At 67.4% G+C, this 25785-nt stretch carries 25 protein-coding genes; 3 read left to right on the top strand and 22 right to left on the bottom strand.

The annotated features are described in order from the left end of the window. Positions 1–7: 7 nt before the first annotated feature. From AABM56_RS09870 to AABM56_RS09840, 7 genes are all read right to left on the bottom strand, one after another. Positions 8–1096, bottom strand: coding sequence for an LLM class flavin-dependent oxidoreductase (locus AABM56_RS09870; RefSeq protein ID WP_133859253.1), 1089 nt, complete (start codon positions 1094–1096; stop codon positions 8–10). Positions 1097–1727: 631 nt separating this feature from the next. Beyond that, positions 1728–2594 (bottom strand): ABC transporter permease, encoded by an 867-nt coding sequence (locus tag AABM56_RS09865; RefSeq protein ID WP_133859254.1) that lies wholly within the window; start codon positions 2592–2594, stop codon positions 1728–1730. A 15-nt stretch (positions 2595–2609) separates the two neighbouring features. After that, positions 2610–3491, bottom strand: a complete 882-nt coding sequence (locus AABM56_RS09860) for an ABC transporter ATP-binding protein (protein WP_133859255.1) — start codon at positions 3489–3491, stop codon at positions 2610–2612. 158 nt (positions 3492–3649) lie between these two features. After that, positions 3650–4531 (bottom strand): TauD/TfdA family dioxygenase, encoded by an 882-nt coding sequence (locus AABM56_RS09855; protein WP_133859256.1) that lies wholly within the window; start codon positions 4529–4531, stop codon positions 3650–3652. A gap of 26 nt (positions 4532–4557) precedes the next feature. Continuing rightward, entirely contained in the window at positions 4558–5565 is a 1008-nt protein-coding gene (locus AABM56_RS09850; protein WP_166655854.1) for an ABC transporter substrate-binding protein, read from the bottom strand. A 168-nt stretch (positions 5566–5733) separates the two neighbouring features. Further along, a complete protein-coding gene (locus AABM56_RS09845; RefSeq protein ID WP_133859258.1) occupies positions 5734–6417 on the bottom strand; it encodes a TerC family protein in 684 nt (227 codons plus the stop codon). A 162-nt stretch (positions 6418–6579) separates the two neighbouring features. Next, positions 6580–7317, bottom strand: a complete 738-nt coding sequence (locus tag AABM56_RS09840; protein ID WP_208690892.1) for an ABC transporter substrate-binding protein — start codon at positions 7315–7317, stop codon at positions 6580–6582. 333 nt (positions 7318–7650) lie between these two features. On the opposite strand from AABM56_RS09840, the gene AABM56_RS09835 reads away from it, so the two are divergent. Continuing rightward, entirely contained in the window at positions 7651–9039 is a 1389-nt protein-coding gene (locus AABM56_RS09835; RefSeq protein WP_347884055.1) for an LLM class flavin-dependent oxidoreductase, read from the top strand. Further along, complete coding sequence (locus AABM56_RS09830) at positions 9036–9821, top strand: MetQ/NlpA family ABC transporter substrate-binding protein (protein ID WP_347884054.1); 786 nt, start codon at positions 9036–9038, stop codon at positions 9819–9821. Before AABM56_RS09835 ends, AABM56_RS09830 begins: the two co-directional genes overlap by 4 nt. Before the next feature lie 24 nt (positions 9822–9845). Here the strand turns inward: AABM56_RS09830 and AABM56_RS09825 are convergent, their stop codons facing one another. The 10 genes from AABM56_RS09825 to AABM56_RS09780 form a co-directional block, all read right to left on the bottom strand. After that, positions 9846–10448: a trans-aconitate 2-methyltransferase gene (locus tag AABM56_RS09825; RefSeq protein WP_263258680.1), complete on the bottom strand. Its 603-nt coding sequence runs from the start codon at positions 10446–10448 to the stop codon at positions 9846–9848. Positions 10449–10614: 166 nt separating this feature from the next. Then, positions 10615–11706, bottom strand: coding sequence for a dimethylsulfone monooxygenase SfnG (gene sfnG, locus AABM56_RS09820; protein ID WP_133859263.1), 1092 nt, complete (start codon positions 11704–11706; stop codon positions 10615–10617). Between the two features lie 226 nt (positions 11707–11932). Beyond that, the gene (locus AABM56_RS09815; RefSeq protein ID WP_347884053.1) at positions 11933–13117 is read right to left on the bottom strand and encodes a signal peptide prediction; all 1185 of its coding nucleotides are present in this window, start codon (positions 13115–13117) and stop codon (positions 11933–11935) included. Further along, a complete protein-coding gene (locus tag AABM56_RS09810; RefSeq protein ID WP_133859265.1) occupies positions 13114–14103 on the bottom strand; it encodes a GTP-binding protein in 990 nt (329 codons plus the stop codon). The genes AABM56_RS09815 and AABM56_RS09810 overlap by 4 nt, the downstream gene beginning before the upstream one ends. Further along, positions 14100–14399, bottom strand: a complete 300-nt coding sequence (locus AABM56_RS09805) for a hypothetical protein (protein WP_133859266.1) — start codon at positions 14397–14399, stop codon at positions 14100–14102. The genes AABM56_RS09810 and AABM56_RS09805 overlap by 4 nt, the downstream gene beginning before the upstream one ends. 9 nt (positions 14400–14408) lie before the next feature. Further along, the gene (locus AABM56_RS09800) at positions 14409–15158 is read right to left on the bottom strand and encodes an SDR family NAD(P)-dependent oxidoreductase (protein ID WP_133859267.1); all 750 of its coding nucleotides are present in this window, start codon (positions 15156–15158) and stop codon (positions 14409–14411) included. A 10-nt stretch (positions 15159–15168) separates the two neighbouring features. Then, the gene (locus tag AABM56_RS09795) at positions 15169–15939 is read right to left on the bottom strand and encodes an SDR family NAD(P)-dependent oxidoreductase (protein ID WP_347884052.1); all 771 of its coding nucleotides are present in this window, start codon (positions 15937–15939) and stop codon (positions 15169–15171) included. An 11-nt stretch (positions 15940–15950) separates the two neighbouring features. Then, on the bottom strand, positions 15951–17309 hold the full coding sequence (locus tag AABM56_RS09790; RefSeq protein ID WP_133859269.1) for an MFS transporter: 1359 nt from the start codon (positions 17307–17309) through the stop codon (positions 15951–15953). Positions 17310–17334: 25 nt separating this feature from the next. Beyond that, complete coding sequence (locus tag AABM56_RS09785) at positions 17335–18216, bottom strand: polysaccharide deacetylase (protein ID WP_133859270.1); 882 nt, start codon at positions 18214–18216, stop codon at positions 17335–17337. Between the two features lie 73 nt (positions 18217–18289). After that, positions 18290–19645 carry an amidase gene (locus AABM56_RS09780; RefSeq protein WP_347884051.1) on the bottom strand — a complete coding sequence of 452 codons (1356 nt, stop codon included), beginning with the start codon at positions 19643–19645 and terminating at the stop codon, positions 18290–18292. 285 nt (positions 19646–19930) lie between these two features. Here AABM56_RS09780 and AABM56_RS09775 point away from each other — a divergent pair, with 285 nt between their 5' ends. Continuing rightward, positions 19931–20944: a GntR family transcriptional regulator gene (locus AABM56_RS09775; RefSeq protein WP_133859272.1), complete on the top strand. Its 1014-nt coding sequence runs from the start codon at positions 19931–19933 to the stop codon at positions 20942–20944. Here AABM56_RS09775 and AABM56_RS09770 read toward each other — a convergent pair. The 5 genes from AABM56_RS09770 to AABM56_RS09750 form a co-directional block, all read right to left on the bottom strand. Further along, positions 20941–21594: a methionine ABC transporter permease gene (locus tag AABM56_RS09770; protein ID WP_044342295.1), complete on the bottom strand. Its 654-nt coding sequence runs from the start codon at positions 21592–21594 to the stop codon at positions 20941–20943. The genes AABM56_RS09775 and AABM56_RS09770 overlap by 4 nt on opposite strands. Next, the gene (locus tag AABM56_RS09765; RefSeq protein ID WP_133859273.1) at positions 21587–22681 is read right to left on the bottom strand and encodes a methionine ABC transporter ATP-binding protein; all 1095 of its coding nucleotides are present in this window, start codon (positions 22679–22681) and stop codon (positions 21587–21589) included. The genes AABM56_RS09770 and AABM56_RS09765 overlap by 8 nt, the downstream gene beginning before the upstream one ends. Continuing rightward, positions 22678–23520, bottom strand: coding sequence for a MetQ/NlpA family ABC transporter substrate-binding protein (locus tag AABM56_RS09760; protein WP_133859274.1), 843 nt, complete (start codon positions 23518–23520; stop codon positions 22678–22680). Before AABM56_RS09760 ends, AABM56_RS09765 begins: the two co-directional genes overlap by 4 nt. A gap of 62 nt (positions 23521–23582) precedes the next feature. Next, positions 23583–24611, bottom strand: a complete 1029-nt coding sequence (locus AABM56_RS09755) for an ABC transporter substrate-binding protein (protein ID WP_347884050.1) — start codon at positions 24609–24611, stop codon at positions 23583–23585. 203 nt (positions 24612–24814) lie between these two features. After that, positions 24815–25780 (bottom strand): ABC transporter substrate-binding protein, encoded by a 966-nt coding sequence (locus AABM56_RS09750; protein ID WP_133859973.1) that lies wholly within the window; start codon positions 25778–25780, stop codon positions 24815–24817. Positions 25781–25785: the final 5 nt, after the last annotated feature.

Raw genomic sequence — 25785 nt, 5'->3', positions numbered from 1 at the left:
GCAGACTTCAGCCGGTGCGACGGGCGCCGGCCAGGCGCGCGGCGACCTTCTCACGCGTCAGGGGGATCAGCTCGCGACCGTATTCGACAGCGTCGTTGAGCGGATCGAAGCCGCGGATCAGGAAGCTGTCCACGCCCAGGTCGTAGTAGTCCAGCAAGGCATCCGCCACCTGCTCGGCGGTGCCCACCAGGGCGGTGGAGTTGTGCCCGCCACCGACCAGGGCGGCGATACCGGTCCAAAGTCGGCGATCCACGCGATCGCCCAGGGCCACGGTATCGCGCAGGCGCTGGGCCCCGACCGCTTCCGGCTTGGCCGGATGCACGGCGCCTTCTGCGGCCAGGCGCGCCCTGGCCTGTTGGCGAATGGCCTCGGCCTTGGCCCAGGCAGCGTCCTCGGTATCGCCGAGGATCACCCGGAAGGAGACGTTGAAGCGGGGGGTGCGGCCATGGCGCGCCGCCTCGGCGCGGACCGCCGCGATGGTCTCGCGGGTCTGGGCCAGGGACTCCCCCCAGAGCGCGAAGACATCGGCGTGCTTGCCGGCCACCCGCAGGGCGGCTGGCGAGGAGCCGCCGAAATAGACCGGCAGGCTCGGCTGCTGCAGCGGCTTGATGGCGGAGAAGCCATTCGCCACCCGGTAGTGCTCGCCCTCGTGGTCGAAGGGCTGGGTGCTGGTCCACTCCTGGCGCACCACGTCGAGGAATTCCTCGGTGCGGGCGTAGCGCTGGTCATGATCGAGCCAGTCACCGTCCTTGCGCTGCTCGCCGTCGCTGCCGCCGCTGATGATGTGCACCGCCAGGCGGCCGTCGAGCAGATGGTCGAGGGTCGCCAGCTTGCGCGCCGCCAGGGTCGGGGCGACGAAACCGGGCCGGTGGGCCAGCAGGAACTTGAGCGTCTGCGTCGCCTGCCCGGCCAGGGCGGTGACCAGGAAGCCGTCGGGCTGATCGGACCAGTAGCCCACCAGGATGCGATCGAAGCCGGCCTGCTCGTGGGCCTGGGCGAAGCGGGTGACATAGCCCTTGTCGAAGATGGGACCAGAGGGGGCGATGATCTCCGAGGTGAGGCGATGGCCGATCATGCCGAGGAACTGAACGCTCATGGTGGTGAATCCCGTGCCGAGGTAAAGGGGACGCCTTCCGGGAAGACGTTGGCTCGGGTTCACCTTAGGCAGCCAGGGCATAAGAAGGAAATTCCTTATACGCATATCCTAATTCGAGTTTTATTTATCTTGCGCATTTAATGCAGATAGCTCAGGGCTTTATATCGTGACCGCGGTGGTGCTGTAGCGTGGAAAACGGCGCAGCCTTTTCCGCTGGGGGAGTTCGCTGCGAATGGCGCCCTCACCCCAGCCCTCTCCCAGGGGGAGAGGGAGTGGTCCTAGCGAAGGTCTAGATCCGCTGCTTCCCGGCCAAAGCCCGTGCATTGTTGGGCTTCGACGGAAGAGCCGTCTCAGCCCAACCTACAGAGTGTTCCCTAGGTTGGGCTGAGCACCGTAACGTGGAAAACGGCGCAGCCTTTTCCACTGGTGGAGTTCGCTGCGAAGGGCGCCCTCACCCCAGCCCTCTCCCAGGGGGAGAGGGGGCGGTCCGAGCTAACGTTGAGAAGTGTTGGTCCCGGGGCAGATCCGGTGGTCTGTTGCCCTTCAACGGTGGAGCCGTCTCAACCCAACCTACGGTGCTATCCCGTAGGTTGGGTTGAGCGCAGCGAAGCCCAACAGGCCGGGGAAAACCCTACCGCTGCATGCCCCACTTCTTCACCGTCAGCCGTTCCAGGGTGGCGAACACCAGGCCCTCCACCAGCAGGCCGATGATGATCACCGCGGCGAGACCGGCGAAGACACGGTCGGTGTAGAGCTCGTTGCGATTCTGGAAGATGTACCAGCCCAGGCCGCCCTTGCCGCTGGAGGCACCGAATACCAGCTCGGCGGCGATCAGGGTGCGCCAGGCGAAAGCCCAGCCGATCTTCAGGCCCGAGACGATGGCCGGCAGCGCCGCCGGGATGAGGATCAGCCCGACGTACCTCAGCCCCTTGAGGCCGTAGTTGCGCCCCGCCATGCGCAGGGTGTCGGAAACGCCGAGAAAGCCCGAGTAGGTGTTGAGCGCCATGGGCCAGAGCACCGAATGCACCAGCACGAACACCAGGCTGTTCTCGCCGAGGCCGAACCAGAGCAGCGCCAGGGGCAGCAGGGCGATGGCCGGCAGCGGATTGAACATCGAGGTCAGGGTGCCGAGCAGGTCGCGACCGAACTGGGTGGAGACGGCCAGGGCGCTCAATGCCAGGGCCAGGACCACGCCCAGCAGATAGCCCTTGAGCAGGGTGCCGAGGGAAACGGCGACCTTGGCCGGCAACTCGCCAGTCACCAGGCCATCCCAGAAGGCCGCGGCGGTCTGCAGGAAACTGGGTAGCAGCAGGTCGTTGCCCTGCCAGCGGGCGGCCACTTCCCAGGCCAGTATCAGGATCGCCAGGATCACCAGCTTGCGTAGCCAGGCCTGGCTCCACAGGCGCGTCGCCAGGGGCAGCTCGACCGCCAGCGGCAGGTCGTCGAGGGGCGCGAGGTCGCGTTGGTATTCGGCCCGCACCGGGGGCTGTCGAGTCATGGGTCTACCTCGAAACTAGTAGGAAATGCGGCCCTGGACGATGGCCTGCTGCAGGCGCAGGCGCTCGTCGGCGACCTCCGGTGGCAGGGGCTGAACGTCGTCGGGGAACAGCAGGCTGTGGATGCGCAGCGCGGTACTTTGGAATTCGGCGCCGCCGAAGTCTTCGAGGCCGAACTGGTGGCAGTTGAGTTCCGCGCGGACCCGGCCCGGATGGGGCGACAGCAGCAGGATGCGATTGCCCACCACCAGCGCCTCTTCGATGGAGTGGGTGACGAACAGCAGGGTGAAGCGCACCTCGTCCCAGAGCGCCAGCAATTCTTCCTGCATCTTGCGCCGGGTCAGGGCATCCAGCGCAGCGAAGGGTTCGTCCATCAGCAGGATCTTGGGCTGCATGGCCAGGGCGCGGGCGATGGCCACCCGCTGCTTCATGCCGCCGGAAAGATGATGCGGATAGGCATCGACGAAGCGCGTCAGACCGACCTTGTCGAGGTAATGCAGCGCCCGCTCGCGCGCCTCGCCACGACTGGCCTGGCGACTGGCGAGCAGCGGGAACATGGTGTTCTCCAGCACCGTCTTCCACGGCGGCAACTGGTCGAATTCCTGGAACACCACGATGCGATCCGCTCCCGGCCCCTTGATCGGCTGGCCATCCAGGCGGATCTCGCCGTGCAGCGGCGGCAGAAAACCCGCCACCGACTTGAGCAGACTGGACTTGCCGCAGCCGGACGGCCCGAGCAGCACGAAACGGTCGGCGCCATGCACCTCGAAGGACACCTGGTGGGTAGCCCGCACCCGGCGCTCGCGGGTGCGGTATTCGAGGTCGAGATCCTGCACCTGCAGCAGCGGCTGGGTCTGCGCCAGGGTCAGGTGCGGACGGGAAGCGAGAGGGGCCTTCATGGTCGTCTCCGGTATTTAAAGGTTGCTCAAAGTTTTGCGAGCTAGAGCCAAACGAGGCGAAAAGGCCGGAGGAAGCGGAATTTACGTGTGGTAAATGAGCATTCCGACGGGCTTTTCAACGCGGTTTGGCCGACGCGCAGCAGACTTTGAGCAAGCTTTCAAAAAGGCGCATCGCCCTGGATGGTCGTGCGATACAGCTTGCGCCGCAGATGATTGGGGCAGCCGGCCGCCAGGTGCAGCAGCGAGCGGTTGTCCCAGAACACCAGGTCGTGGGGTTGCCACTGGTGGCGATAGAGGTGCTCGGGCTTGATGCTGTGGGCATGCAGCTCGGCCAGCAGCTCGCGACTCTCGTCTTCCGGCAGGCCGACGATGTGGGTGGTGAAGCCCTCGCTGACGAACAGGGCCTTGCGGCCGTTTTCCGGATGGGTGCGCACCACCGGATGCACAACCGCCTTGACCTCGGCCAGTTGCGCGGCGGTCAGGGTCGGCCGCCAGTTGCCCTCGAACTTGGGTTTGGCATAGGTGGCGGTGTAGGAATGCTCGGCCTGGAGACCCTCGACCTGGCGCTTCAGCGCCGCCGGCAGGGTGTCGTAGGCCAGGTGCATGTTGGCGAAAAGGGTATCGCCGCCCTCCTCCGGCAACTCCTGGGCATGCAGCATGGAACCCAGGCTCGGCAGCTCCTTGTAGGAAAGATCCGAGTGCCAGAACTTGCCGGCATCGCCGAGGCCGATGGGCTGGCCGTCTTCGACGATGTTGGAAACGATGAGGATCTCCGGATGGCCGGCCAGGTGGAATTGCTTGAGGACATGGATCTGCAACTCGCCGAAGCGGCGGCTGAAGGCGATCTGCTCCGCGGGGGAGATGCGCTGGTCGCGGAACACCACCACATGGTGGTCCAGGTGGGCGCGATGGACGCGGGCGAAGTCGTCGGCATTGAGCGGCTGAGCCAGATCGATGCCGAGGATCTCGGCCCCCAGGTTGCCGAAGGGACGGATCTCGAAGGCCTGGCCGGCGGCCGGACGTGGGGAGGCGAGGGTCATGGGAGTGTTCTCCTTGGTGGTCCAGCTCAGCTGCCGGGACGCTCGTGAGCTTCGGGGAAGAAATAGTCCTGCCAGGCGGCAGCCTGGTGTTTCAAAACGCCCAGCTCGTGCAGCTTCTGGGCGTAGACGAAGGTCCGCTGGGGCTCGACGGTGAAGTCGATCTCCGGGTCCTCGACGATGCGCTGCACCAGGGCCAGCGGCAGCTTGGAATGCTCGACGCGGATATAGGCTTCCGCGGCCGCGGCCTTGTTGGCGCGGATGAAGGCGGCGGCTTCCACCAGGGCGTCATATAAGGCGCGGTAGGTCTGGGGATTCTCGTCGTGGAATTTCTCGGTGGTGTAGAGCACGTTGAAGGTGCCCGGACCGCCGAGGACGTCGTAGCTGCTGAGGATGCGATGGACTCGGGGATTCTCCAGCGCCTGGTACTGGAACGGCGGGCTGGAGAAATGGGTAGTGATCTCGGAGCCGCCCGCCATCAGGGCGGCACTGGCATCGGGGTGCGGCAGACTCACGCTGATGGCATCGAATTTCTTGAACTGGGCGTCGCCGAAGACCTTGGCCGTCTCGATCTGCAGGGTGCGCGACTGGAAGCCCACGCCTGCCGCCGGCACGGCGATGCGGTCCTGGTCGGTCAGGTCCCTGATCGACCTGACCTCGGCGCGATTGCTCAACAGGTAGTTGGGCATGGCGCCCAGGGCGGCGATGGCCTTGACGTTCTGCCGGCCGCGGGTGCGATCCCAGACGGTCAGCATCGGAGGTACGCCGGCGGAGACCACGTCCAGCGCGCCGGCCAGCAGCGCCTCGTTCATGGCGGTGGCGCCGGAGATGCTGTTCCAGTCCACCTGGATGTCCAGGCTGGCGGCCTTGCCGTGCTTTTCGATCAGCTGCTGGTCGCGTACCACGTCGAGGATCAGATAGCCGATGCCGAATTGCTGGGCAATGCTGATCCTGCCCTCGGCGGCGGCGCTACCGACCAACCCAAGAGCGCCGGCCACGGCGGCGATAGCCGCCAAGCCCTTCCCTACCCTGCTCATCATCCCGCTCCGTGCCGACTGGCTACCCGAAAGCGTTATAGGCTAATGAGCTGTTATAACTTTTGGTAAAGACGGAATTTGACTAACGATATGCAGTGACAGCGCAGACGCGGGTTACGCCGTCACTTGGGAACTTCCGTTTAGCAGCTCCAGAGCAGCTGGCGACACTCAGGCGGTGACCGCGCGCCGTGCCAGTAGCTGACCCACCGCCAGCACGAAGGCCGCCCCGATCGCCCCGGCCACATAGGGCACCCAGTGCACATCGGCAAAGCCCAGCCAGCCCTGTAGCAGTTCGTCGCTGGCGATCAGTTTGCCGGCGATCCAGCCGAGCAGCGCCGCGCCGGCCACCACCAGCCAGCGATACTTTTCCATGAGCTTCAGGATGAGCTGGCTGCCAAAGATGATGATGGGGATGCTGATGAGCACGCCGGCGATGGCCAGACCCAGGTGCCCCTGGGCGGCGCCCGCCACGGCGATGACGTTGTCCAGGCTCATCACCACGTCGGCCACCATGATGATCCAGATGGCCTGGCCCAGGGTGGTACCGGCCTTGACGTTGGCCTCGTCCTCTTCGGGCGTCAGCAACTTGATGCCGATCCACAGCAGCAGCACGCCACCGACCACCTTGAGCAGCGGCCAGCCCAACACATAGCTGGCGACGAACAGCAGCAGGATACGCAGGATCACGGCGCCGGCGACGCCGCCGAGGATGGCCTTGCGGCGCTGGGCATCCGGCAACCGCCGACAGGCCAGGGCGATCACCACGGCGTTGTCGCCGCCGAGCAGGATATCGATGATGACGATCTGCAGGAGACCGGTGAGAAAGGCAGGATCGGACAGGGTGGCAAGCAAGATCGACCTCGAAGCTAAGGTGCTGGGACAGGCATTTGGCAGCAGGGGACGTCGATGATTTCATCCAGTTCCTGCGGCGGCGCCAAGAATAGCGCCCCAAGCTGTCATCCAGCCGACGAAACGGCGCCGCGGATCGATTCCGTCTGGCGCCGAGAGATCGCTTCAGCCACTGGTCGACGGCGCGCCGATCCGCACGTCGCCCTGACCGCTGGCCGCCAGCTCGCGGGCGACAAGGCCACTGCCCAGTTGCTCATCGAGAAAGCCTTGCACGAAGGCCGCCGCGGCAACGCGCCCCTTGGGCACGGCCATGGCTTGGCGGATCTCGGTGAAACTGTCGGCCAACACGCGGTAGCCCGGATGAGCCGCCGCGTAGGCTTCCAGAGGCTGGCGGACCCCGGCGGCGGCGTCCAGGCGCTGCTCGACGAACCAGTCGATGGCCGCCGGCGAGGTCGGCGCTCGCACCAGCCCCGCCTGGGTCAGGGTGCGACTGAGATAGAGGTCATAGGCTGCGCCCTGTCCCACGGCGATGCGGCGCCCGGTCTGGTCCAGTTCGGCGACGCCCTGGGCCGGATCGTCCGCGCGCAGCAGATAGGTGCCCTCGATGATGACATAGGGTTCGCTAAAGGCGATCTGCGCCGCCCGCACCGGTTCGATGGCGAGAAACGCCAGGTCCCAGGCGTCTTCCTGCAGCGCGGCAAAGACCTTGCCGGCGGCGTCGTGGGTCGTGAACTGCACCGGCACGCCCAGGCGCTCGGCCAGCGCCCGGGCCAGAGCCACCGAGACGCCGGCCGGCTCGCCATCGGCGCCGCGTTGCGCCAGCACCGGATTGCCGTAATTGATCGCGGTCCGGAGAACGCCCTGGGGGGCCAGTTCGGCCAATACCGCTGCGGATGGGGTCATGGGAAGCTCCTTGAGATCGAGTCTGCTGCCCCGCTACCGGCGCTGAAGCACCTTCGTCGCAGCGGTCTCATAGTGGTCCCCATGCCGGTACTTTGCACGCCGACATTCGGCTATTGCGACGCGCCGCCTATCCAGACGCAGTGAGACATGGCGGCGCGGCCGTTCCGGGCAAGTGGGTCCTTGTCCTATCGTTATGCCTAATGGCTATTTAAACAAGGAAGCATCGCCCAGCTAACGTATAACCACCGGACCACCGGATCTCTCCTTTCGCCTTGAACCCGAGGATCCCATGGCCGTGCTCCGGACTCTTCTCCCTACGGGGGCGCCCGCCCCATGACCGCCCCCGCCAAGCAGGTGCTGCTCAACGCCTTCAACATGAACACCGTGGGCCACATCAACCACGGTCTCTGGACCCACCCGCGTGACACCTCCAGCCGCTACCACACCCTCGGCTACTGGACCGAGCTGGCCCAGTTGCTGGAACGCGGGCTGTTCGACGGGCTGTTCATCGCCGACATCCTGGGCGTCTACGACGTCTATGGCGGCAATGTCGACCTGACCCTGCGCGACTCCATCCAGTTGCCGGTCAACGATCCCTTCCTGCTGGTCTCGGCCATGGCCGCCAGCACCCGGCATCTGGGTTTCGGCCTCACCGCCAACCTCACCTACGAGCTGCCCTACCCCTTCGCCCGCCGCCTTTCCACCCTGGATCACCTGAGCGAAGGCCGCGTCGGCTGGAACATCGTCACCGGCTACCTGGACAGCGCCGCCCGCGCCATGGGCCTGGACCGGCAGATCGCCCACGACCGCCGCTACGACCAGGCCGACGAATACCTGGAAGTGCTCTACAAGCTGCTCGAAGGCAGCTGGGCCGACGATGCGGTGATCCGTGATCGCGTCCAACGGATCTATGCCCGCCCCGAGCGGGTACGCAAGGTCGTGCACCACGGCGAATTCTTCGATGTCGAGGGCTATCACCTCTGCGAGCCCTCGCGGCAACGCACTCCGGTGCTGTTCCAGGCCGGCTCCTCGGATCGCGGCCTGGCCTTTGCCGGGCGCCATGCCGAGTGCGTGTTCATCTCCGGGCAGGACCAGGCCGCCACTCGCGCCCAGGTCGCGCGGGTGCGGGGCGCGGCAGTGGCCACCGGCCGCCGCGCGGATGACGTCAAGCTGTTCATGGGCCTCACCGTGATCGTCGCCCCCACCGCCGCCGAAGCCCGTGACAAGCACGCCGAATACCTGGCTTATGCCAGCGCCGAGGCCGGCGTCGCCCACCACGCCGCCTCCGTGGGCATCGACCTGGCCGCCTATGGCCTGGACGAACCCATCCGCCCGCAACGGACCGAAGCCATCGAGTCGGCGCTCAAGCGCCTGGTCGCCAAGGACGCCGGCTGGACCCGCCGCAAGCTGCTGGAGCAGCACGCCCTCGGTGGCCGCTACACCGCCCTGGTCGGCGATCCCGGGCAGGTGGCCGATGCCCTGCTTGGCTGGATAGACGAAACCGGGGTGGACGGCTTCAACCTGGCGCGCACCGTCACCCCCGAGTGCTACGGCGACTTCATCGACCTGGTGATCCCGGAGTTGCAGAACCGGGGTCGCTACAAGACCGCCTATGCCGAGGGCAGCTTCAGACACAAGCTGTTCGGCCGCGGCGACCACCTCGACACCCGCCATTTCGGCAGCCGTTTCCGCCAGGACTGCCCCCTCAAGGACACCCCATGACCCGCCTCAAACCCCTGCTCTTCGCCCTCGGCCTCTGCAGCACCGCAGCCCTGGCCGCGCCTCTCAAGATCGGCACCACCGCCGCCTTCGCCCCGCCGCTGGAAGTGACGGTGCAGGAGGCCAGGGCCGCCGGGGTGGACGTCGAGATCGTCGAATTCAGCGACTGGATCGCCCCCAACACCAGCCTCGCCAACCACGACATCGACGCCAACTACTACCAGCACATCTCCTTCCTGGAGAACGCCAAGCGCACCGCGGGCTATGACCTGGTGGCGGTGGCGCCGGGGATCATCAACAACGTCGGGCTCTACTCGAAGAAGTACCGCACCCTGGCGGAAGTCCCCAAGGGCGCGCGGGTGGCCATCGCCAACGATGCCATCAACGGCGGCCGTGGCCTGTTGCTGCTGGAAAAGGCCGGCTTCATCACCTTGAGGCCCGGCGTCGGCTACCACGCCACCCTGGCGGACATCACCGGCAATCCGCGCGACCTCCAGATCGTCGAACTGGAGGCCGTGCAGCTGGCCCGTTCGCTGGACGACGTCGACGTGGCCCAGGGTTATCCGCACTACCTGCGCCTGGCCAAGACCCTCGATCCCAACCAGGCCCTGCTTTTCGATGGCCTCGACCACCCGGAGTACGTCATCCAGTTCGTCGCCCGCCCGGACAACAAGGACGATCCGCGCCTGGCCAAGCTGATCGATCTCTACCAGCATTCGCCCAAGGTCCGCGCCGCGCTGGACCAGGCCCACGGCAGCCTCTACCAGCCGGGCTGGAAGGACTGATCGGCGCCTCGTTCTCTTGGAGCGTCAGAGCTTTTCCACGACGAAGGCACAGCGTCCCCTATTTCGCCCCCCGTCGGGCAGGTCCATGAATTCCTCGATGAGGATGCGCACGCCCTGCGACAGCAGCAGCGCGCGCAGCTCCTCGGGCGGATGGGAGTCGTAGAAGAACGGCTGGTCGAACATGGTATCGACGAAGGCATCCGCCGCCGAGCCGCCCGCCGTCAGCATCATCCGTCCCCCTTGCGGGAGCCCGGCGATCACTCGCGCCAGGAGCGTCGCGTGCCAGCGGCGCTCCAGATGGAACAGCGAATCCCACAGCAGCGCGCCCTGGTAGCGTTCGGCGCAGGCATAGGTTTCCAGCCGCGCCTCGATCCAGCGCTGCTTGGGAAATTCCCGCCGCGCATGGGCCAGCATGGCGGCCGCCTGGTCGACCCCCAGCACGCGATGCCCCTGGGCGAGGATGGCGGCGGCCACCGGGGTGCCGGTGCCGCAGCCCAGATCGAGCAGGGTGGCGCCGGGTTCGAGCTTTTCCAGGAGCACCTCCAGGTAGCGACGCTCGTCGTTCCTGAGGCTGACGCGGGCCTGGCGAAAGGTGTCGGCGATGGCGTTGTAGGAGGTCTTGTTCATGGCGTGGGCTCCCTGGCAATTCTTGGGAGCTTAGCCCACCCAGCCGCCGGCTTCCGGCCCTGCCTCTCGCTCTTGGCAGCTTTCCTGGTCTGGCCTGGCCTCGATTCGGCTGGCTCAGCCGGGTCGCGCTGGACTTATGCCATCCGCGACCCCGGTGAGCCTCAGCCTAGGCCGCCGCCTGGGCCGCGGCCCGGGCTTCGAGGTCGCGCACCAGGGGCAGCACCCGCTGGCCGAAGTACTCCACCTCTTCCTGGAAGTGCAGGAAACCGGCCAGCACCAGGTCCACGCCCTCGGCCTTGAGGGCCACGATGCGCTCGGCGACCTGCTCGGGCGTGCCGATCAGGTTCGGCTTGAAGCCATCGTTGTACTGCACCAGATCCTCGAAGCTGGAGTCGGCCCAGTTGCCCTTGCCTTCCGGGCTGGCAGCACCAGCCTGGCGCGCCGCATCGCCAAAGGCCTTGACCGCCTCCGGGTTGGCCTTGGCCACGATCTCCCGCAACACCTCGCGCGCCTCGGCCTCAGTGTCGCGCGCGATGATGAAGGCATTCACCCCGACCTTGACCTCACGCCCCTCCGCCGCGGCCTTGGCGCGCAGGTCCTGCACCTGGGCGCGAATCTCCTCGCGGGTGCCGCCGTTGGTGAAGTACCAGTCGGAGACCCGCGCCGCCATGTCCCGCGCGGCCCGCGAGCTGCCACCCTGGAAGATTTCTGGATGGGGCTGCTGCAGCGGCTTGGGTTTCAGGGTGTAGTCGCGGAAGCGATAGAAGTCGCCGGCGAAGCTGAAGTTGTCCTGGGTCCAGATGCCCTTGAGGGCGCGGATGAATTCCTCGGAACGCCGATAGCGTTCGTCGTGCTCCAGCCAGGGCTCACCGATGCCGTGGAATTCACCCTTGAACCAGCCGGAGACCAGGTTGATGGCGACCCGGCCGTTGGTGAGCTGGTCGATGGTCGCCAGCTGCTTGGCCGCCAGCGCCGGATTCCAGGGGCCGGGCAGGATGGCGGCGATCACCTTGAGCCGCTCGGTGGCGGCCAGCAGCGCATGGCTGAAGGCCACCGATTCATGCTGGTATTCGGCGCCGTAGCCGGCGGTGAAACGGATCTGCGTCAGGGCGTAGTCGAAGCCGGCCCGCTCGGCGAGCTGGGCCAGCGTGCGGTTGTAGTCGATGCCCCAGTGGGTGCGCTGCTCGATGGTGCTGACCACCAGGCCGCCGCTGACGTTGGGGACCCAATAGGCGAATTTGACGGGGTTCTGCGACATGCAAAGGCTCTCCGGGTTGGGCTCGCCGCGAGGACGAGCGAAACAGTGACCCTGAGCCTTCTATCAAGAACCGAACCAAGTCAAAAAATCGTTTTACATCAATAATTTGCGAACAGATGTAAGACAATTTCAGGTGTAGCGCCAAGGGCAGCTGTCCAGCTGCTGTCGCCTGGGCAACAGCGCAGCAAGGCGTCTGGCGCGCGGTCCTTGCCCAAAGGATGTCGCCTCAGGCGGCCGTGGTGCGCAGGAATTCGCTCCAGCGCCGCACCAGATAGTTGTGCTCGTCCATCACCGAATTCCACACACCGATATGGCTCATGCGTTCGGCATAGGAACCGCCTTCGCGACGCTGGCCCACCTCGATCAGCGGCAGGCCGTCGCTGCCGGCGAGTTCTTCACGGGCCGGCAGGCCGCCGTACCAGAAGTCCCACTCGGCGGCGCTAAGGTGATCCCGCGCCTGCACCGGATTGGCGATGTAGAACCCCTGGCGGGCCATCACCGCCCCAGGCCAGCCGGCCAGCCACCAGTTGAGGTAGGCATAGGCGGCATCGCGCACCCGCCCCTCCGCGCAGCGCGACAGCGACAGGCCGCCGAACCAGGCGCGGTAGCCCTCGCGCGGGACCGCCACCCGATAATCCACCCCCGCCCGGTGCAGGGCCATGAGCATGGGCGACCAGAGACTCTGGATGTCCACCCCGGCGGCCAGGGTCAGCTCGCCGGCGCTGCGGTCGTCGGACCAGAACGCCGCGAAATGCCGATGGCGCTGGCGCTCCACCAGCAATTCGGCCAGGCGGTCGATCTCCTCCAGGCGCAGATTGCCGATGTCGTCGAAACGGGCGAGACCGGCGGCCTGGATCGCCAGGGCGGCGTCCAGGGCGCCGATGGCGGCGTCGCTCTGCAGGGCGCTGTGGCCACACCAGCCTTCGTCGATCAGCCAGGCCCAGCTCTCCTGCTGACCCGCCAGGGCGGCAGGCAGGCTTTCCGGACGATAGGCGAAGCTGTCGGCGTTGTGGGTCAGCGGCAGCATGCTGATGCGTTCACTGGGCTGGCCACCGAGGCTGCCGTCGTGCTGTACATAGAGGCGGTCGCACGGCCGGCAGCCGGGCGCCAGGCGATCGGTGGCATGCAGTCGGCCGCGCTTGGGCAGGTCGTTGATCTCTTCCCAGAGCGCGATGCGGCGGATGTCGATGGGCTGGATCGCCCGCGCCGGCCAGACGAAGTCGACGTTGTGGAACCACTGGTCATAGAGGTCGTAGCTGTCCGGCTCCAGCACCGCGATGCGCTGGGCGGTCTGGACGTCATGGATCTGGTAGACCAGGCGGATGCCCAGCTCCGCCTCCGCCCGCTGGCGGATGGGTTCGAGCAGGGTCACCGAGGTGCCCAGCACCCTCAGGGTCAGCGGCGTGCTCATGCGGCCCGGCCCAGGCCACCCATGAAGGCAGAGAAGGAGCGCCTGAGCAGCGCGGTGTCCAGGTCACGGACGATGAACACCAGGCGCGAGCGGCGTTCGCCCGCCGGCCAGGCCGGCAGGTGCACCGGTGGATGCAGGCTGTGCTGCACGCCATGGATGACGATGGGTTGGCTGGCGTCGATCACGTCGAGGATGCCCTTGACTCGCAGGATGCGTTGCCCGTGGCATCTTAGCAGCATCGACAGCCACACCCCGAAGGCCATCCAGTCCAGCGGCCGGTCGAACTCCAGGCAGCAGACCTCGGCGCTGCCGTGGCGGCCTTCGGCGACCTCGGCGAACAGTCGCCAGCGGCCGACCTCGGCCGCCGGATCGGCGGCGCGCAGGCCCTCGCCCAGCAGCAGGTCATCGCCGCTAACCACGGAAGCCGCCAGGGCCCGGGTGGCGGTGGGATTGAGCTGGGCCAGCTGCCGGTCCAGCCGCTCCAGCACGGCAGGCACGACCCGGTCGGCCTTGCTCAGCAACAGCCGGTCGGCCGCGGTGACCTGGTTGAGCCACTCCGGGTGCAGCCCTTCCTGTAAGGCGGCGTGCTCGGCGTCCACCACGGTCACCAGCAAGCCCAGGTGGAAGCGTCCGCGCAACTGGGGATCGAGATTGAGGGTGGCCAGGATCGGCCCCGGATCGGCCAGGCCGGTGGTCTCCAGCAGGACCCGGCGGAAGGCCGGAATCTCGCCGCGGCTGCGCCGACCGTGCAGGGTCAGCAGCGCCGCCTTGAGATCGCCGCGCACCGAGCAGCAGACGCAGCCGCTGGGCAGCAGCACGGTGTCCGGAGCCACCTCTTCCACCAACAGGTGGTCGATGCCGACCTCGCCGAATTCGTTGATCAGCAGCGCCGTCTCGCCCAGGGCTTCCTGGGCCAGCAGGCGCCGCAGCAAGGTGGTCTTGCCGCTGCCGAGAAAGCCGGTGATGACATTGACGGCAAGGCTCATGGCGCCAACTCCAGCGGCGCCAGCACCCGTGGATCCAGGGGATCGAGCGGTCGCCCCAGCACCGATTCGGCCTGGCGCCAGAGGTCGTCCAGGCCCTCGGCCAGGGCCTGGCGCCCGGTCGGGCCCTGGATGAGGTAGGAGGCACCCTGGACGTCGCTCACGGTCAGCCGGAACGGCGCCACCACCCGGTTGATGGCGGCGACCCGACGCAGGCGCTCGCGCCGCCGGGGCAGGTCATCGCCCAGCGGATCGCTCCAGTGGAGATCCGGGCCCAGCAGGCCGCACAGTCCGCACATGGCTACCTCCTAGGGCATGACGTCGCCGGAATTGGGACCCAGGGTCTGGCCGACGAAGAGATTGCCACCCGGATCGCTGGCCAGCAGCAGCGCCACCGGCGCCACCTCCTCCGCGCGACCGAAGCGGCCCAGCGGCAATTCGCGGGCCTTGGCCGCCTTCCAGTCGGCGCTGATGCCATCCACCAGCGGGGTCTCGATGGGCCCGGGGGCGATGGCGTTGACCAGCACGTTGTCGCGGCCCACCTCCAGCGCCAGCGACTTGGTGAAGCCGATCACCCCGGCCTTGGCCGCCGCATAGTGGCAGAGCTCGGCGCCGCCCTTGATGCCGAGCTGGGAAGCGACGTTGATGATGCGGCCCCAGCGCTGCGCCTGCATGTGCGGCAGGGCGCGCTGGCTGGCGAGAAAGACGCTGGTGAGGTCGACGCGCAGCATGTCGTTCCACTGTTCCAGGGTCAGGTCGACGCAGGGTGCCTGGGTCAGCATCCCGGCATTGTTGACCAGGATGTCGATGCCGCCGTAAGCCGCCACGCAGGCGTCCACTCCGGCTCGGGCGCCATCCGGCTGGCCAACGTCGGCGACGGTCTCCGTCACCGACGCACCCAGGGCACGGCATTCCGCAGCCACCCGCGCCAGCCGCTCGGCGTCGCGGTCGGCCAGCACCAGGCGCGCCCCCGCAGCGGCATAGCTGCGGGCGATGGCAGCGCCGATCCCGCTGGCCGCGCCGGTCACCAGGGCGCGGCGGTCTGTCAGCTCGAACATGCTCTTCTCCTCAATCGGGCCAGCGGACGGTGAGACCGCCATCGACGATCAGACTCTGGCCGGTGATGTAGCTGGCTTCGGTACTGGTCAGGAACCGCACCAGCGCCGCCACCTCGTCGGGCCGGCCGACCCGCCCCAGAGGAATGCTGCGGGCGGCATTGGCCAGGCCTTCCGGACCCAGGGAGTTCTTGGCGTCCAGCGATTGCGGCGTCTCGATCAGACCGGGAATCACCGCGTTGCAGCGGATGCCACGCGGCGCCAGTTCGACGGCCAGCGAGCGACACAGTCCCGGCACCCCGGCCTTGGCGGCGGCGTAATGGGCATGGTCCTGCCAGCCATAGACGCCGCCGGCGATGGAGGAGATGGCCACCAGGGCACCGCCCTCCCCCAGGTGCCGCGCGGCGGCGCGAAAGGTGCGCATGACGCCGGTGAGGTCGACGTCGAGCATCTCGTGCCAGCGCGCGTCGCTCATCTCCAGCAGCGGTGCGGCGCGGAGAAGCCCGGCGTTGGCCACGGCATAGTCGAGGCGGCCGAAGTGCGCCAGGGCGGCATCGGCCAGGGCATCCACCGAGGCGCTGTCGCTGACGTCCAGGGGTTCGAGCAGGCACTCGCCACCCGCGGCGGCTACCAGCCGCCGGGTGTCTTCGGGGTCATGGGGATCGCCCGGGTAGTAGCCGCCGACCACCCGCACGCCCCGCTGGGCATAGGCCACGGCCAGGGCCTGGCCGATGCCGCTGGCGGCACCGGTGATCAGGGCGACGGGAGAGGTATGAGCTGTCATGGGGGCTCCTGTCATTTGAGGCTGGTGGGTTCGACGTGGCGCGCGGTCCACATCACCAGGCCGGAGAGAAAGCACGGCAGGGCACCGAACCAGAGCGCGGCGCTGTGCCACTGGCCACCGCTGCCGAGCACGCTGGTGATGCCGAGGCCGGCGAGGATGGCGCCGATCGGTCCCATGGCGTGGACGATGGCGCCACCGGTGGCGCGAATGCTGGTGGGAAAGCTTTCGCCCATGAAGAACAACATGGCCGAATAGGGGCCGGTGAGAAAGAACAGTCCCAGGCTGTAGAGCGCCACCACCGGCACCAGCTGGCTGGGCGCCTGCAGCATGGCGAAGAAGGCCACGCCGCCGCACATCCAGCCGAGGGCCACGGTGTTGCGCCGACCGATGCGATCGCCCAGCCAGCCATGGAACAGGTAGCCGATGAAGCCGACGGCGTTGGACAGCACCAGGATCCACAGCGAATTCTCGAAGCTGAGCTTGTGCACGCTGACGATCACCGAGGTCCCCAGCACGCTGAACACCTGGATCGCCGACCAGTTGAGCAGGATGGCCAGGCTCAATACCAGGGTCGGGCGCAGGGCCTGGCCCTTGAAGGCCATGGCCACGCCGGCCTTGGCGTGCTCTTCGTAGTCCACGCCGTATTCACGGGCCAGGCTGCGGGCGTCCTGCTCCTGGCCTTCGCGGCGCAGGCGCTGGATGCGGGCGTGCACCTGGAATTGCGGGCTTTCCTTGAGCTTGCGCGCCAGTACGGCGATGACGAAGGCCGGTACGGCGGCGAACACGAAGCAGCCCTGCCAGCCGATGTGCGGCAGCAGCAAGGCGGTGAGCCCGGCGGCAATCAGCGCACCGATCGGCCAGCCACTCTGCACCAGGCTGTAGATGAAGCCCCGGCGGCGGATCAGCCGCGGATCGTCGGAGGCCGCATAGACCTCGGTCAGGTAGGTGGCGTTGACCCCCTCCTCCGCATAGCCCAGGCCGGCCACCGAACGCACCAGCACCAGCGGCACCTTGCCCATGCCGGCGCACAGCGCGGTCAGCGCCGAGCACACGGCCGTGCCGCCGATAGTGACGATGATGCCGCCGCGGCGACCGATCCGGTCCACCAGCGGGCCGATGGCGAAGGCGATGATGGCTCCACCCAGGGCTACCCAGGTGGCGAGTTCGGCCTGCTCGGCCTCGCTCCAGTTGAAGTGTCCACCCATCACCGGCAGCAGGGTGCCGAAGAGGATGAAGTCGTAGACGGCGAACACCCAGGCGAAGAAGGCGATCCAGGTGGCGTAGCGGACATCACCGGAAGACAGCGGCTGCGGTTTCCAGGCAGCCGTGGCGGTTTCCGGGTGGAGCGAAGGGGCGGCAGGGAGGGTCATGATCCTGTACCTGTGGGCTGGGCGCTTAGCGCTGGCGCGGCTGGCGCCGCAGGAAGTCGTCGGCGATCTCGTCCATGGTGGCGAAGCGCACCCCGGCGTGACCCTGGATATGCTCGATCAGGCGTTCGAGCATCAGCAGCACCTGCGGCCGCCCCGAGACATCGGGGTGGATGGTGATGGGGAAGACGGCGTAGTCCATCTCGCGATAGACCCAGTCGAACTGGTCGCGCCACATCTCTTCGAGGTGGCGTGGATTGACGAAGCCATGGCTGTTGGGCGCCTTCTTGATGAACATCATCGGCGGCAGGTCGTCGAGGTACCAGTTGGCCGGGATCTCCACCAGATCAGTTTCCTGGCCGCGCACCAGCGGCTTCATCCAGCTCTCGGGCTGCTGGCTGTAGTCGATCTTGGTCCAGTTGTCGCCGACCCTCACGTAGTAGGGAGAAAAGTCGTTGTGCATCAGGCTGTGGTCGTACTTGATGCCCTTCTTCAGCAGCAGCTCGTTGGTCACCCGGCTGAATTCCCACCAGGGCGCGACATAACCGGTGGGGCGCTTGCCGGCCAGCGCGGTAATCAGCTCGATGGACCTGTCCAGCACCGCCTCCTCCTGCTCGGGGGTCATGGCGATGGGATTTTCGTGGCTGTAACCATGGATGCCGATCTCATGGCCTGCCGCGGCCACCGCCTGCATCTGCTCGGGAAAGGTCTCCACCGAATGGCCCGGAATGAACCAGGTGGTCTTGAGGCCGTAGCGCTCGAACAGCTTGAGCAGCCGGGGCGACCCCACCTCGCCGGCGAACAGGCCGCGGGAGATGTCATCGGGCGAATCCTCGCCGCCGTAGGAACCGAGCCAGCCCGCCACCGCGTCGACGTCGACGCCGATGGAAACGAAGATTTCTTTGGCCATCGTTGCACTCTCCAGTACCCGGAAGAAACCCAGGTCGATGACGGAGCCGGGCCCCCGCCACCGCCACTTGAAATCAAACGCTGACCAGGGCTTCCACGGCCGTGGCGGCATCGAGCAGGCGCTCGTCCGCGGCGGCGGGGGCCACCAGCAACAAGCCGGTGGGCAGGCCCTGGGCATCGCTGCCGCTGGGTAGCGAGACACCCGGCGCGCCGAGCAGGCTGCCGGCCATGGTCAGGCGCAGCAGCTCCAGATTGGTGGCCGCGAAGAGGTCTATGTCGGCTTCCAGAGGAGCCAGCAGCGGTGCCACTCGGCTCACCGTCGGCACCAACAGCAGCGCCTCGGCGAATTCGGCGGCAAAGCGCTCCCGCAGCTGATCGCGGCGTTCATGCAGAACGGCCAGATGGCCATCGGGCAAGGCCCGTGCCCGCTCCAGGCGCTGCCGTACCCGTGGGTCCAGGCGAGCGGCCGCGGGACCGTCGAGCACCTCGCGGTGCAGGGCGAAGGCTTCCAGGGCCCCTGGCCAACCTTCTACGGCGAGAAATTCCAGGGCCTCGGTAAAGACCGTGCGGGCGCGGCGCTCCACGCGCACCCCGGCGCGGGTCAGCCGCTCGGCGGCGGCCAGCAGATTGGCCCGCACCGCCGGCTCCACCCGGGCGTCGTCCAGCACGCTCAGGTCCAGCACCACGCGCAACGCCGTCAGCGCCGGCAGCGGTCGGGCGGCTGCGCCTTTCAGCAGGCGATCCAGGCACTGCACATCGCGCAGGCTGCGCGCCAGCGGACCCGGCACGTCATAGGATGCGGCCAACGGAAAGATGCCGGTCGCCGGATAGCGCCCCAGGCTGGGGCGATAACCCACCAGCCCATTGAGCGCGGCCGGCAGGCGCACCGAACCGGCGGTGTCGGTACCGAGGGCCAGGGGCACGATGCCGGCGGCGACAGCCACCGCCGACCCCGAGGAGGAGCCGCCAGGTATGCGCACCTCAGCCTGCGTCCGGGGATTGGCAGGCGTGCCGAAATGGGGATTCGATCCCACGCCGGAATAGGCGAACTCGCTGAGATTGACCTTGCCCAGGCTGACCAGGCCGGCCCGGCTCAGGCGCTGCACCAGCTCGGCGTCGGTGGCCGCCGGTGGCGCCAGGCGGCGCAGCTCGGCGCCGCAGGTGGTGACCTCGCCCTGCAGGTCGAACAGGTCCTTCCAGGCCAGCGGCACGCCATCCAGCGGCGAACGCGGCTGCCCGGTCTGCCAGCGCTCGCGCGCGGCCAGGGCTTCGGCGCGTCCACGCGCGGCGGTCAGGCTGATGAATACGGCCGAGGATGCCTGGGCGCGTGCCAGCGCCGCCTCGAAGACCGCGACCGGATCGAGGGTACCGGCGGCATAGGCCTCGCCGAGACCGACCGCATCCAGGGACAGGGCGTGGGCAGAATCCATGGCTGCTCCTTAAACGTACATTTTATAATTTGGTACGTTTGATAGAGCAGGCTTTGTGCCAGCTTGAGAAAAAGGCTGCTACTTAATCGCAAAGCCAGCGCTTAGAGGTCGCTCGATCCTTTCTTCACCTGCAGCCAATAAAATGTACTTAAATTAAATAGATCCATCTTTGTGCAGAACCGTAACGACTGCCCCGTTACCGTGCGTGCACCCGACCCCGGCGGTAACGCGCGAAAGGCCGCAGGCCTGTGCCACAATTCTCATCTCGTTTCCGGAAGGCCCCCGATGTCGGCAGCAGTCCCCGCCCCCCTCGATGACAGTCGTACCGCCGCGCGCTACGCGATGATCCGCAATGCGCTGCGCGAAGCCATCCTGGCCGGTCGCGCGGTGCCGGGGCTGGTCCTGGTCGAGGCGCCGCTGGCACAGCTGTTCGGCACTAGTCGGGTACCGGTGCGCCAGGCGCTGACGCTGTTGCAGGAGGAAGGCCTGATCCGCCGCTTCGAAGGGCGTGGTTATCTGATCGATCCGGCCGGCACCGCGGGCGAGCCGCAGCGCCAGCCGCTGACCCGCCAGTTGCTCGGGCTGGACAGCGGTGACGAACTGATCGATACGCGCTCCCTGGGCGAACGGGTCGGCGACGAGATCGCCGCCTGTGTCAGCCACGCCCTGCTCTTCGGCCATTTCCGCCTGGACGAGCAGCAGGCGGCCGATCACCTGGGCGTCAGTCGCGCCGTGGTGCGCGAAGCCCTGATGCGCCTGCGCGATCGTGGCCTGGTGGAAAAGGAACCCTATGGCCAGTGGCTGGCCGGTCCGCTCACCGCCCAGGCCATCCGCGACGACTACGAGATCCGCGCCCTGCTGGAACCCGAAGCGCTGTTGCAGACGGCGCCGGGACTGGCGCGCGGCGAGCTGCTGGCGATGCTCGAACGACTGGAGCAGCTGGCTGCCCACCCTGCGCCCACCTCCTGGATCGCAGTGGAGCGCATCGAGGCGGATCTGCATGGGCGCTGCCTGGCCGGCCTGCGCAATCGCAAGCTGGCCCAGTTGATCGCCCACAGCCAGAGTCCGCTGAATGTCTCGCGCATCTTCCACCAGTCCCTCGGCACCCCGCTGGACGAGGCGGTGCTGGTGGAGCATCGCCTGGTGCTGGAATCCCTGCTGGTAGGCAGTCCCGACTCGGCCGCCAGCCAGTTGCGCAATCACCTGCTGCGCGGTCGCGACCGCACCCTGCAGCGCCTCAAGGTGCTCTCGGTGCTGCCCGACCCGGAATTGCCGGCCTATCTGGAGCGCCTGAGCTAGCGCGCCCGCAGGTGCCGCACGTAGCGGTCGCCGATGAACTGGATGCCGCACACCAGCACCACCAGGATGGCGATCACCACGGCCATCACCTGGGTGTCGTAGCGCTGGTAGCCATAGCGGATCGCCAGGTCGCCGAGCCCCCCTGCGCCTATGGCGCCGGCCATGGCCGAGGCGCCGATCATGGCCACCAGGGTCACGGTGAAGCCGCCGATGATGCCGGGCAGCGCCTCCGGCAGGAGCACATTGAAGACGATGTGCCGCCGTTCGCAGCCCAGTGCCTGGGCCGCTTCGATCACCCCACCGCCGACCTCGCGCAGGCTGACCTCGGCGATGCGGGCGAAGAACGGCGTGGCGCTGAGGGTGATGGGTACCACCGCCGCCCAGACGCCGATGGTGGTCCCGGTGATCAGCCGAGTCAGCGGGATCAGGGCCACCAGCAGAATGATGAAGGGCGTGGCGCGAAAGGCGTTGATCAGGGTGCCCAGCACCCGGTTGAGGGTGGGCGCGGCGAAGATGGCGCCGCGCCCGGTGGTGACCAGCACCACCGCCAGGGCGATGCCGGCGAACCAGACGATGGCCGCCGACACGCTGACCATGGTCAGGGTGTCGAGAAAGGCCTTCCACAGCGCCTTGAGCATGAAGTCAGACATAGCCCAGCACCTCCGCCCGGGCGAACAGCCCGGTCTGGGCCAGGAAGCTGGCCAGCCGTCGTTCCGGCGCCGCGGTCGCTACCAGCAGGCGACCCAGGGCATGGCCCTGGATGCGGTCGATACCGCCATGCAGCAGCTCGACCGGTGCGCCGAGGGCCTGGCCCAGCGCCTGGAAGTCGGGCTCCGCACCCTCGCCGTCGTAGCCGAGCTCCAGCACGGCCCGGGCGCCCGGTTGCCGGTTGGTAGCGAGCCGCCTGGCCAGATCCGCCGGCAGCTGGGCCGCCAGGGGGGCCAGCAGCGCCCGGGTGGCTTCTGCCTGGGGCGCGCCGAACAGCTGCCACACCGAACCCTGTTCGACGATGCGGCCATGCTCCAGGACTACCACCCGGTCGCAGATCTGGCGAATCACCGCCATCTCGTGGGTGATGAGCACGATGGTCAGCCCCAGGCGGCGATTGATGTCCTGCAACAAGGCCAGGATCGACTGGGTGGTCTCCGGATCCAGCGCCGAGGTGGCCTCGTCGCAGAGCAGCAATTCGGGCTTGAGCATCAGCGCACGAGCGATGCCCACCCGCTGCTTCTGCCCACCGGACAGCCGCGAGGGATAGACCTGCTCCTTGCCCTGCAGCCCGACCAGCTCGAGCAATTCCCGGGCCCGGGCTTCGATCTCATCGCGACGAAAACCGGCGGCCTTGAGCGGCAGTGCCAGATTCTCCAGCACCGTCTGCGAGGCCAGCAGATTGAAGTGCTGGAAGATCATGCCGATGCGCCGCCGCAGCGCCACCAGCCGGTCGCCCTTCAGGGTACCGAGATCGACGCCATCGACCAGTACCTGGCCGGCGCTGACGTCTTCCAGGCGATTGAGGGTGCGAATCAGGCTGGACTTGCCGGCGCCACTGCGACCGATGATGCCGAAGATCTCGCCACGGGCGATGCTGAGGTCGATGTCGGCCAGCGCGGTCACTGGCAGCGCACCGCCGGTGTAGATCTTTTGCACCCCGCTCAGGCGCAGATGCTCGCGCGCAGGGGCGGCCTGGGGTTCGACGGGCGGCTGCGCCGGTGCGGTGCTGAGCAGCGCGTTGCTCATCGGACGGCCTCCTGCCGGTTCAGCCAGGCCAGGCTGTAGAGCTGCGGATTGCCGTAGGCCTGGGCGATGGCCTCGCGCACCCGCGGATCGTTCTGGAACACCTGGATGAAGGTGCGGATCGCCGGGTCATCGGCCTTGTCCGGCCTGGTCACGAACCTCAGGGCATAGCGGTGGCCGCTGGCCTCGTCGTCGCTGAACAGCAGCGCACTGTTGGGGTCCGTGGTGCCGGCCGCAAGGATATGCGAGGGATAGCTCTGCGCCAGGGTCACGTCGTCCAGCACCCGCGCCAGTTGCGGACCGGGCAGTTCGATGAATTTCAGCTGGCGGGGATTGGCGACGATGTCCTGCAGGCTGGCCTTGGGCCCGATGTCCGGCTTGAGCTGGATCAGGCCGGCGCGGGCATAGAGGTGCAGCCCGCGGCCCTGGTTGACCGGATCGTCGGCCACCGCCACGGTGGCGCCGTCCGGCACCTCGGCAAAGCTTTTCACGCGTTTGGAATAGAGGCCGACCTTGTTTTCCACGCCATAGGCGATGGGCACCAGGCCGTAGCCGTTCTGGGCGTTGGCGTTTTCCAGGAAGGGTTGATGCTGGAAGTAGTTGACGTCGATGTCGCCGTGGGCGAGCGCCAGATTCGGCGTGTTCCAGTCGCTGAAAGCGACGACTTCCACCGCCACGCCCTGTTCCCGCGCCACCTCGGCGGCGCGCTCCAGGGCGGCATTCTGCGGACTGTCGTTGATGCCGAGGCGAATCTTCTGCGGCTCGGCGGCCTGGGCGGACAGCACCAGGGTCGTGCTCGCCAGGAGCAGCCCGAGGCGCAGGAAAAACGGAGGAATAGCCATGGGAGACCTCGAGATGTCGAGGGCTCGTCCGGTGGTCCGGTGGAACCCTAAGGGAAAAGGGATCAGCTGCCCTTCTGATCGGGCGCGTCGACGAAGAAATAGTCCTGCCAGCCGCTGGGCTGGTTGCGGATGGCGCCGATGCGGTACATGAATTCCGCCAGCTTCAGGGTGTTCTGCGGCGCCGTGTCGAAGTTGACCTCGGGGCTTTCGATGATCCGCTGGATCAGGGCCGGATCGAGGCGGGAATTCTCGACTTTCACGTAGGTACGGGCGGCGGCGGCCTTGTCCTTCTCGATGATCTGCCCGGCTTCGACCAGGGCCTCACGGAAGGCCTTGTAGGTCTTGGGATTGTCCCGGCGGAATTTCTCGGTGACGAACACCAGATTGGGCGAGACGGCCCCACCGAGCACGTCATAGGAACTGAGCACCCTGTGCACCTTGCCGCTGGCCAGTTCCTGTTCCTGGAACGGCGGATTGGCGAAGTGGCTGTTGATCTCGGTACCGCCGGAGATCACCGCCGTGGTGGCATCCGGATGCGGCACCGCCACGGTCAGGGGATCCAGGCGATTCCAGTTCTTCTCGCCGAAGGCCTGGGCGGCGGCGTACTGCAGGAAGCGCGACTGCACCGAGACGTTGACCGCCGGCACGGCAATGCGGTCCTTGGCGGTGAAGTCGGCCAGGGTCTTGACCTGCGGATTGTTGGTGACCAGGTAATTGGGAAAGGCCCCCAGGCTGGCCACAGCCTTGACGTTCTGCCGACCATGGGTGCGGTCCCAGAGCGTGAACAGCGGCCCGAGCCCGGCGGAGCCGACGTCCACCGCGCCCGACAGCACCGCCTCGTTGACCGCCGCGCCACCGGACAGCTTGATCCAGTCGACCTTGATGTCGACGCCCTCTTGCTTGCCGTGCTTTTCGATCAGTTGCTGGTCACGCAGCATGTGCAGGATCACATAGGACACACCGAATTGTTCGGAGATGCGCAGGGTGCCCTCGGCCTGGGCCGCCTGGGGTGCGGTGATCAGTCCGGTGAGCAGGCTGGCCGCGAGCCCCAAGGCCAGGGGACGACGGGTGAAGGGGAGACGTGGGGGCATCGAGGTGCGCTCATCCATGGAATTGGCTTATAGCCTACTCAAGCTGTTCAGCGTTTTTGAAATAAGGATGGGTTATATGGATAGGTCGAGTGACGTGTGGGCTTTCCCTCACCCGAGTCCTCTCCCGGAGGGAGAGGGGGCGCCCCGCCGTACGCAGGTTGGCGCTGAGCGAAGCGAAGCCCAACACCACCCTGCATCCCGCCCTACTCCCGCGCCGCCTGCCGCGGCGCGTCCGGCTTGGCCACCCGGAACCCCTCGGCGAAGGTCCCCTGCGCATCCAGGCGCTGCGGTATCAGGCCGCTGCGATGATAGAAATCCGCCGCCGCCTGCTGGTCGGCCACCACCTGCTGGTCGATGGGTTCCCAGTGCAGCTGGCGGCGCTCGAATTGCAGCCGGGCCACCGCCTCGGGAAAGCCGATGATCTGCGCCAGGGTCTTGGCATAGCTGTCGAGGTGGGCGTAGCCCCAGCGCTGAGCAGCGGCCAGACGATCGAGGTAGTCCTGCAGCGCCGCGCGCCGGGCCGGATCGGCCAGGGCCGTATCGGTGGCGGCCAGGAAGCTGTTGCCCGCCCAGAGTCCTCGACCACTGACCAGCACCCGGGCGCCGTCGACCTGCTCGGCCTGGGCGGTATAGGGCTCCCAGGTCGCCCAGGCATCCACCGAGCCATTGGCCAGGGCCATCTTGGCGTCCACCGGACCAAGGAAGCGAAAGCTCACGTCCCGGGCGGTCAGGCCCACGGAATCCAGCGCCTTGAGCGCGATGTAATGGCCGATGGAGCCGCGCCCGGTGGCGATGCGCTTGCCCTTGAGATCGGCCGCGCTCCGCAGTGGCGAGTCGCGCGGCACGATCACCGCCGTGCCATAGGGATCGGACTTGTCCACGGCGATGGCCTTGACCGGCGCGCCGGCGGCCAGGGCGAACAGCAGCGGGCCATCGCCGATGATGCCGGCATCCACCGCGCCCGCATTGAGCGCCTCGGCGAGGGGCGCGGCGGCGGGAAACTCCGCCCACTGGATGCGATAGCCCGGCAGCTCGCGCAGGCCGTCGGCCGCCTCCAGCTGGGCGCGCATGTTGCCCTTCTGGTCGGCGATGCGCAGGGTCAGGGTCTCGGCGGCCAGGGCCGCGCTGGCGGCGAGCAGCAGCGGTAGCGCCAGCAGGGTACGGCGGATGAGGG

The organism is Pseudomonas aestiva, assembly GCF_039908605.1.
GTDB classification, from domain to species: Bacteria; Pseudomonadota; Gammaproteobacteria; order Pseudomonadales; family Pseudomonadaceae; genus Chryseomonas; species Chryseomonas aestiva.
Note: the sequence above shows the minus strand (reverse complement) of the source record. Positions and strands in the feature narration are given on the sequence as shown.

Coding starts and splice junctions, on each gene's coding strand:
- AABM56_RS09805 (WP_133859266.1), bottom strand. CDS start 14,399: ATGTGCGGACTGTGCGGCCTGCTGGGCCCGGATCTCCACTGGAGCGAT.
- AABM56_RS09835 (WP_347884055.1), top strand. CDS start 7,651: ATGACCGCCCCCGCCAAGCAGGTGCTGCTCAACGCCTTCAACATGAAC.
- AABM56_RS09865 (WP_133859254.1), bottom strand. CDS start 2,594: ATGACTCGACAGCCCCCGGTGCGGGCCGAATACCAACGCGACCTCGCG.
- AABM56_RS09790 (WP_133859269.1), bottom strand. CDS start 17,309: ATGACCCTCCCTGCCGCCCCTTCGCTCCACCCGGAAACCGCCACGGCT.
- AABM56_RS09840 (WP_208690892.1), bottom strand. CDS start 7,317: ATGACCCCATCCGCAGCGGTATTGGCCGAACTGGCCCCCCAGGGCGTT.
- AABM56_RS09800 (WP_133859267.1), bottom strand. CDS start 15,158: ATGTTCGAGCTGACAGACCGCCGCGCCCTGGTGACCGGCGCGGCCAGC.
- AABM56_RS09755 (WP_347884050.1), bottom strand. CDS start 24,611: ATGCCCCCACGTCTCCCCTTCACCCGTCGTCCCCTGGCCTTGGGGCTC.
- AABM56_RS09830 (WP_347884054.1), top strand. CDS start 9,036: ATGACCCGCCTCAAACCCCTGCTCTTCGCCCTCGGCCTCTGCAGCACC.
- AABM56_RS09850 (WP_166655854.1), bottom strand. CDS start 5,565: ATGAGCAGGGTAGGGAAGGGCTTGGCGGCTATCGCCGCCGTGGCCGGC.
- AABM56_RS09785 (WP_133859270.1), bottom strand. CDS start 18,216: ATGGCCAAAGAAATCTTCGTTTCCATCGGCGTCGACGTCGACGCGGTG.
- AABM56_RS09765 (WP_133859273.1), bottom strand. CDS start 22,681: ATGAGCAACGCGCTGCTCAGCACCGCACCGGCGCAGCCGCCCGTCGAA.
- AABM56_RS09810 (WP_133859265.1), bottom strand. CDS start 14,103: ATGAGCCTTGCCGTCAATGTCATCACCGGCTTTCTCGGCAGCGGCAAG.
- AABM56_RS09795 (WP_347884052.1), bottom strand. CDS start 15,939: ATGACAGCTCATACCTCTCCCGTCGCCCTGATCACCGGTGCCGCCAGC.
- AABM56_RS09825 (WP_263258680.1), bottom strand. CDS start 10,448: ATGAACAAGACCTCCTACAACGCCATCGCCGACACCTTTCGCCAGGCC.
- AABM56_RS09780 (WP_347884051.1), bottom strand. CDS start 19,645: ATGGATTCTGCCCACGCCCTGTCCCTGGATGCGGTCGGTCTCGGCGAG.
- AABM56_RS09815 (WP_347884053.1), bottom strand. CDS start 13,117: ATGAGCACGCCGCTGACCCTGAGGGTGCTGGGCACCTCGGTGACCCTG.
- AABM56_RS09855 (WP_133859256.1), bottom strand. CDS start 4,531: ATGACCCTCGCCTCCCCACGTCCGGCCGCCGGCCAGGCCTTCGAGATC.
- AABM56_RS09870 (WP_133859253.1), bottom strand. CDS start 1,096: ATGAGCGTTCAGTTCCTCGGCATGATCGGCCATCGCCTCACCTCGGAG.
- AABM56_RS09770 (WP_044342295.1), bottom strand. CDS start 21,594: ATGTCTGACTTCATGCTCAAGGCGCTGTGGAAGGCCTTTCTCGACACC.
- sfnG (WP_133859263.1), bottom strand. CDS start 11,706: ATGTCGCAGAACCCCGTCAAATTCGCCTATTGGGTCCCCAACGTCAGC.
- AABM56_RS09775 (WP_133859272.1), top strand. CDS start 19,931: ATGTCGGCAGCAGTCCCCGCCCCCCTCGATGACAGTCGTACCGCCGCG.
- AABM56_RS09860 (WP_133859255.1), bottom strand. CDS start 3,491: ATGAAGGCCCCTCTCGCTTCCCGTCCGCACCTGACCCTGGCGCAGACC.
- AABM56_RS09760 (WP_133859274.1), bottom strand. CDS start 23,520: ATGGCTATTCCTCCGTTTTTCCTGCGCCTCGGGCTGCTCCTGGCGAGC.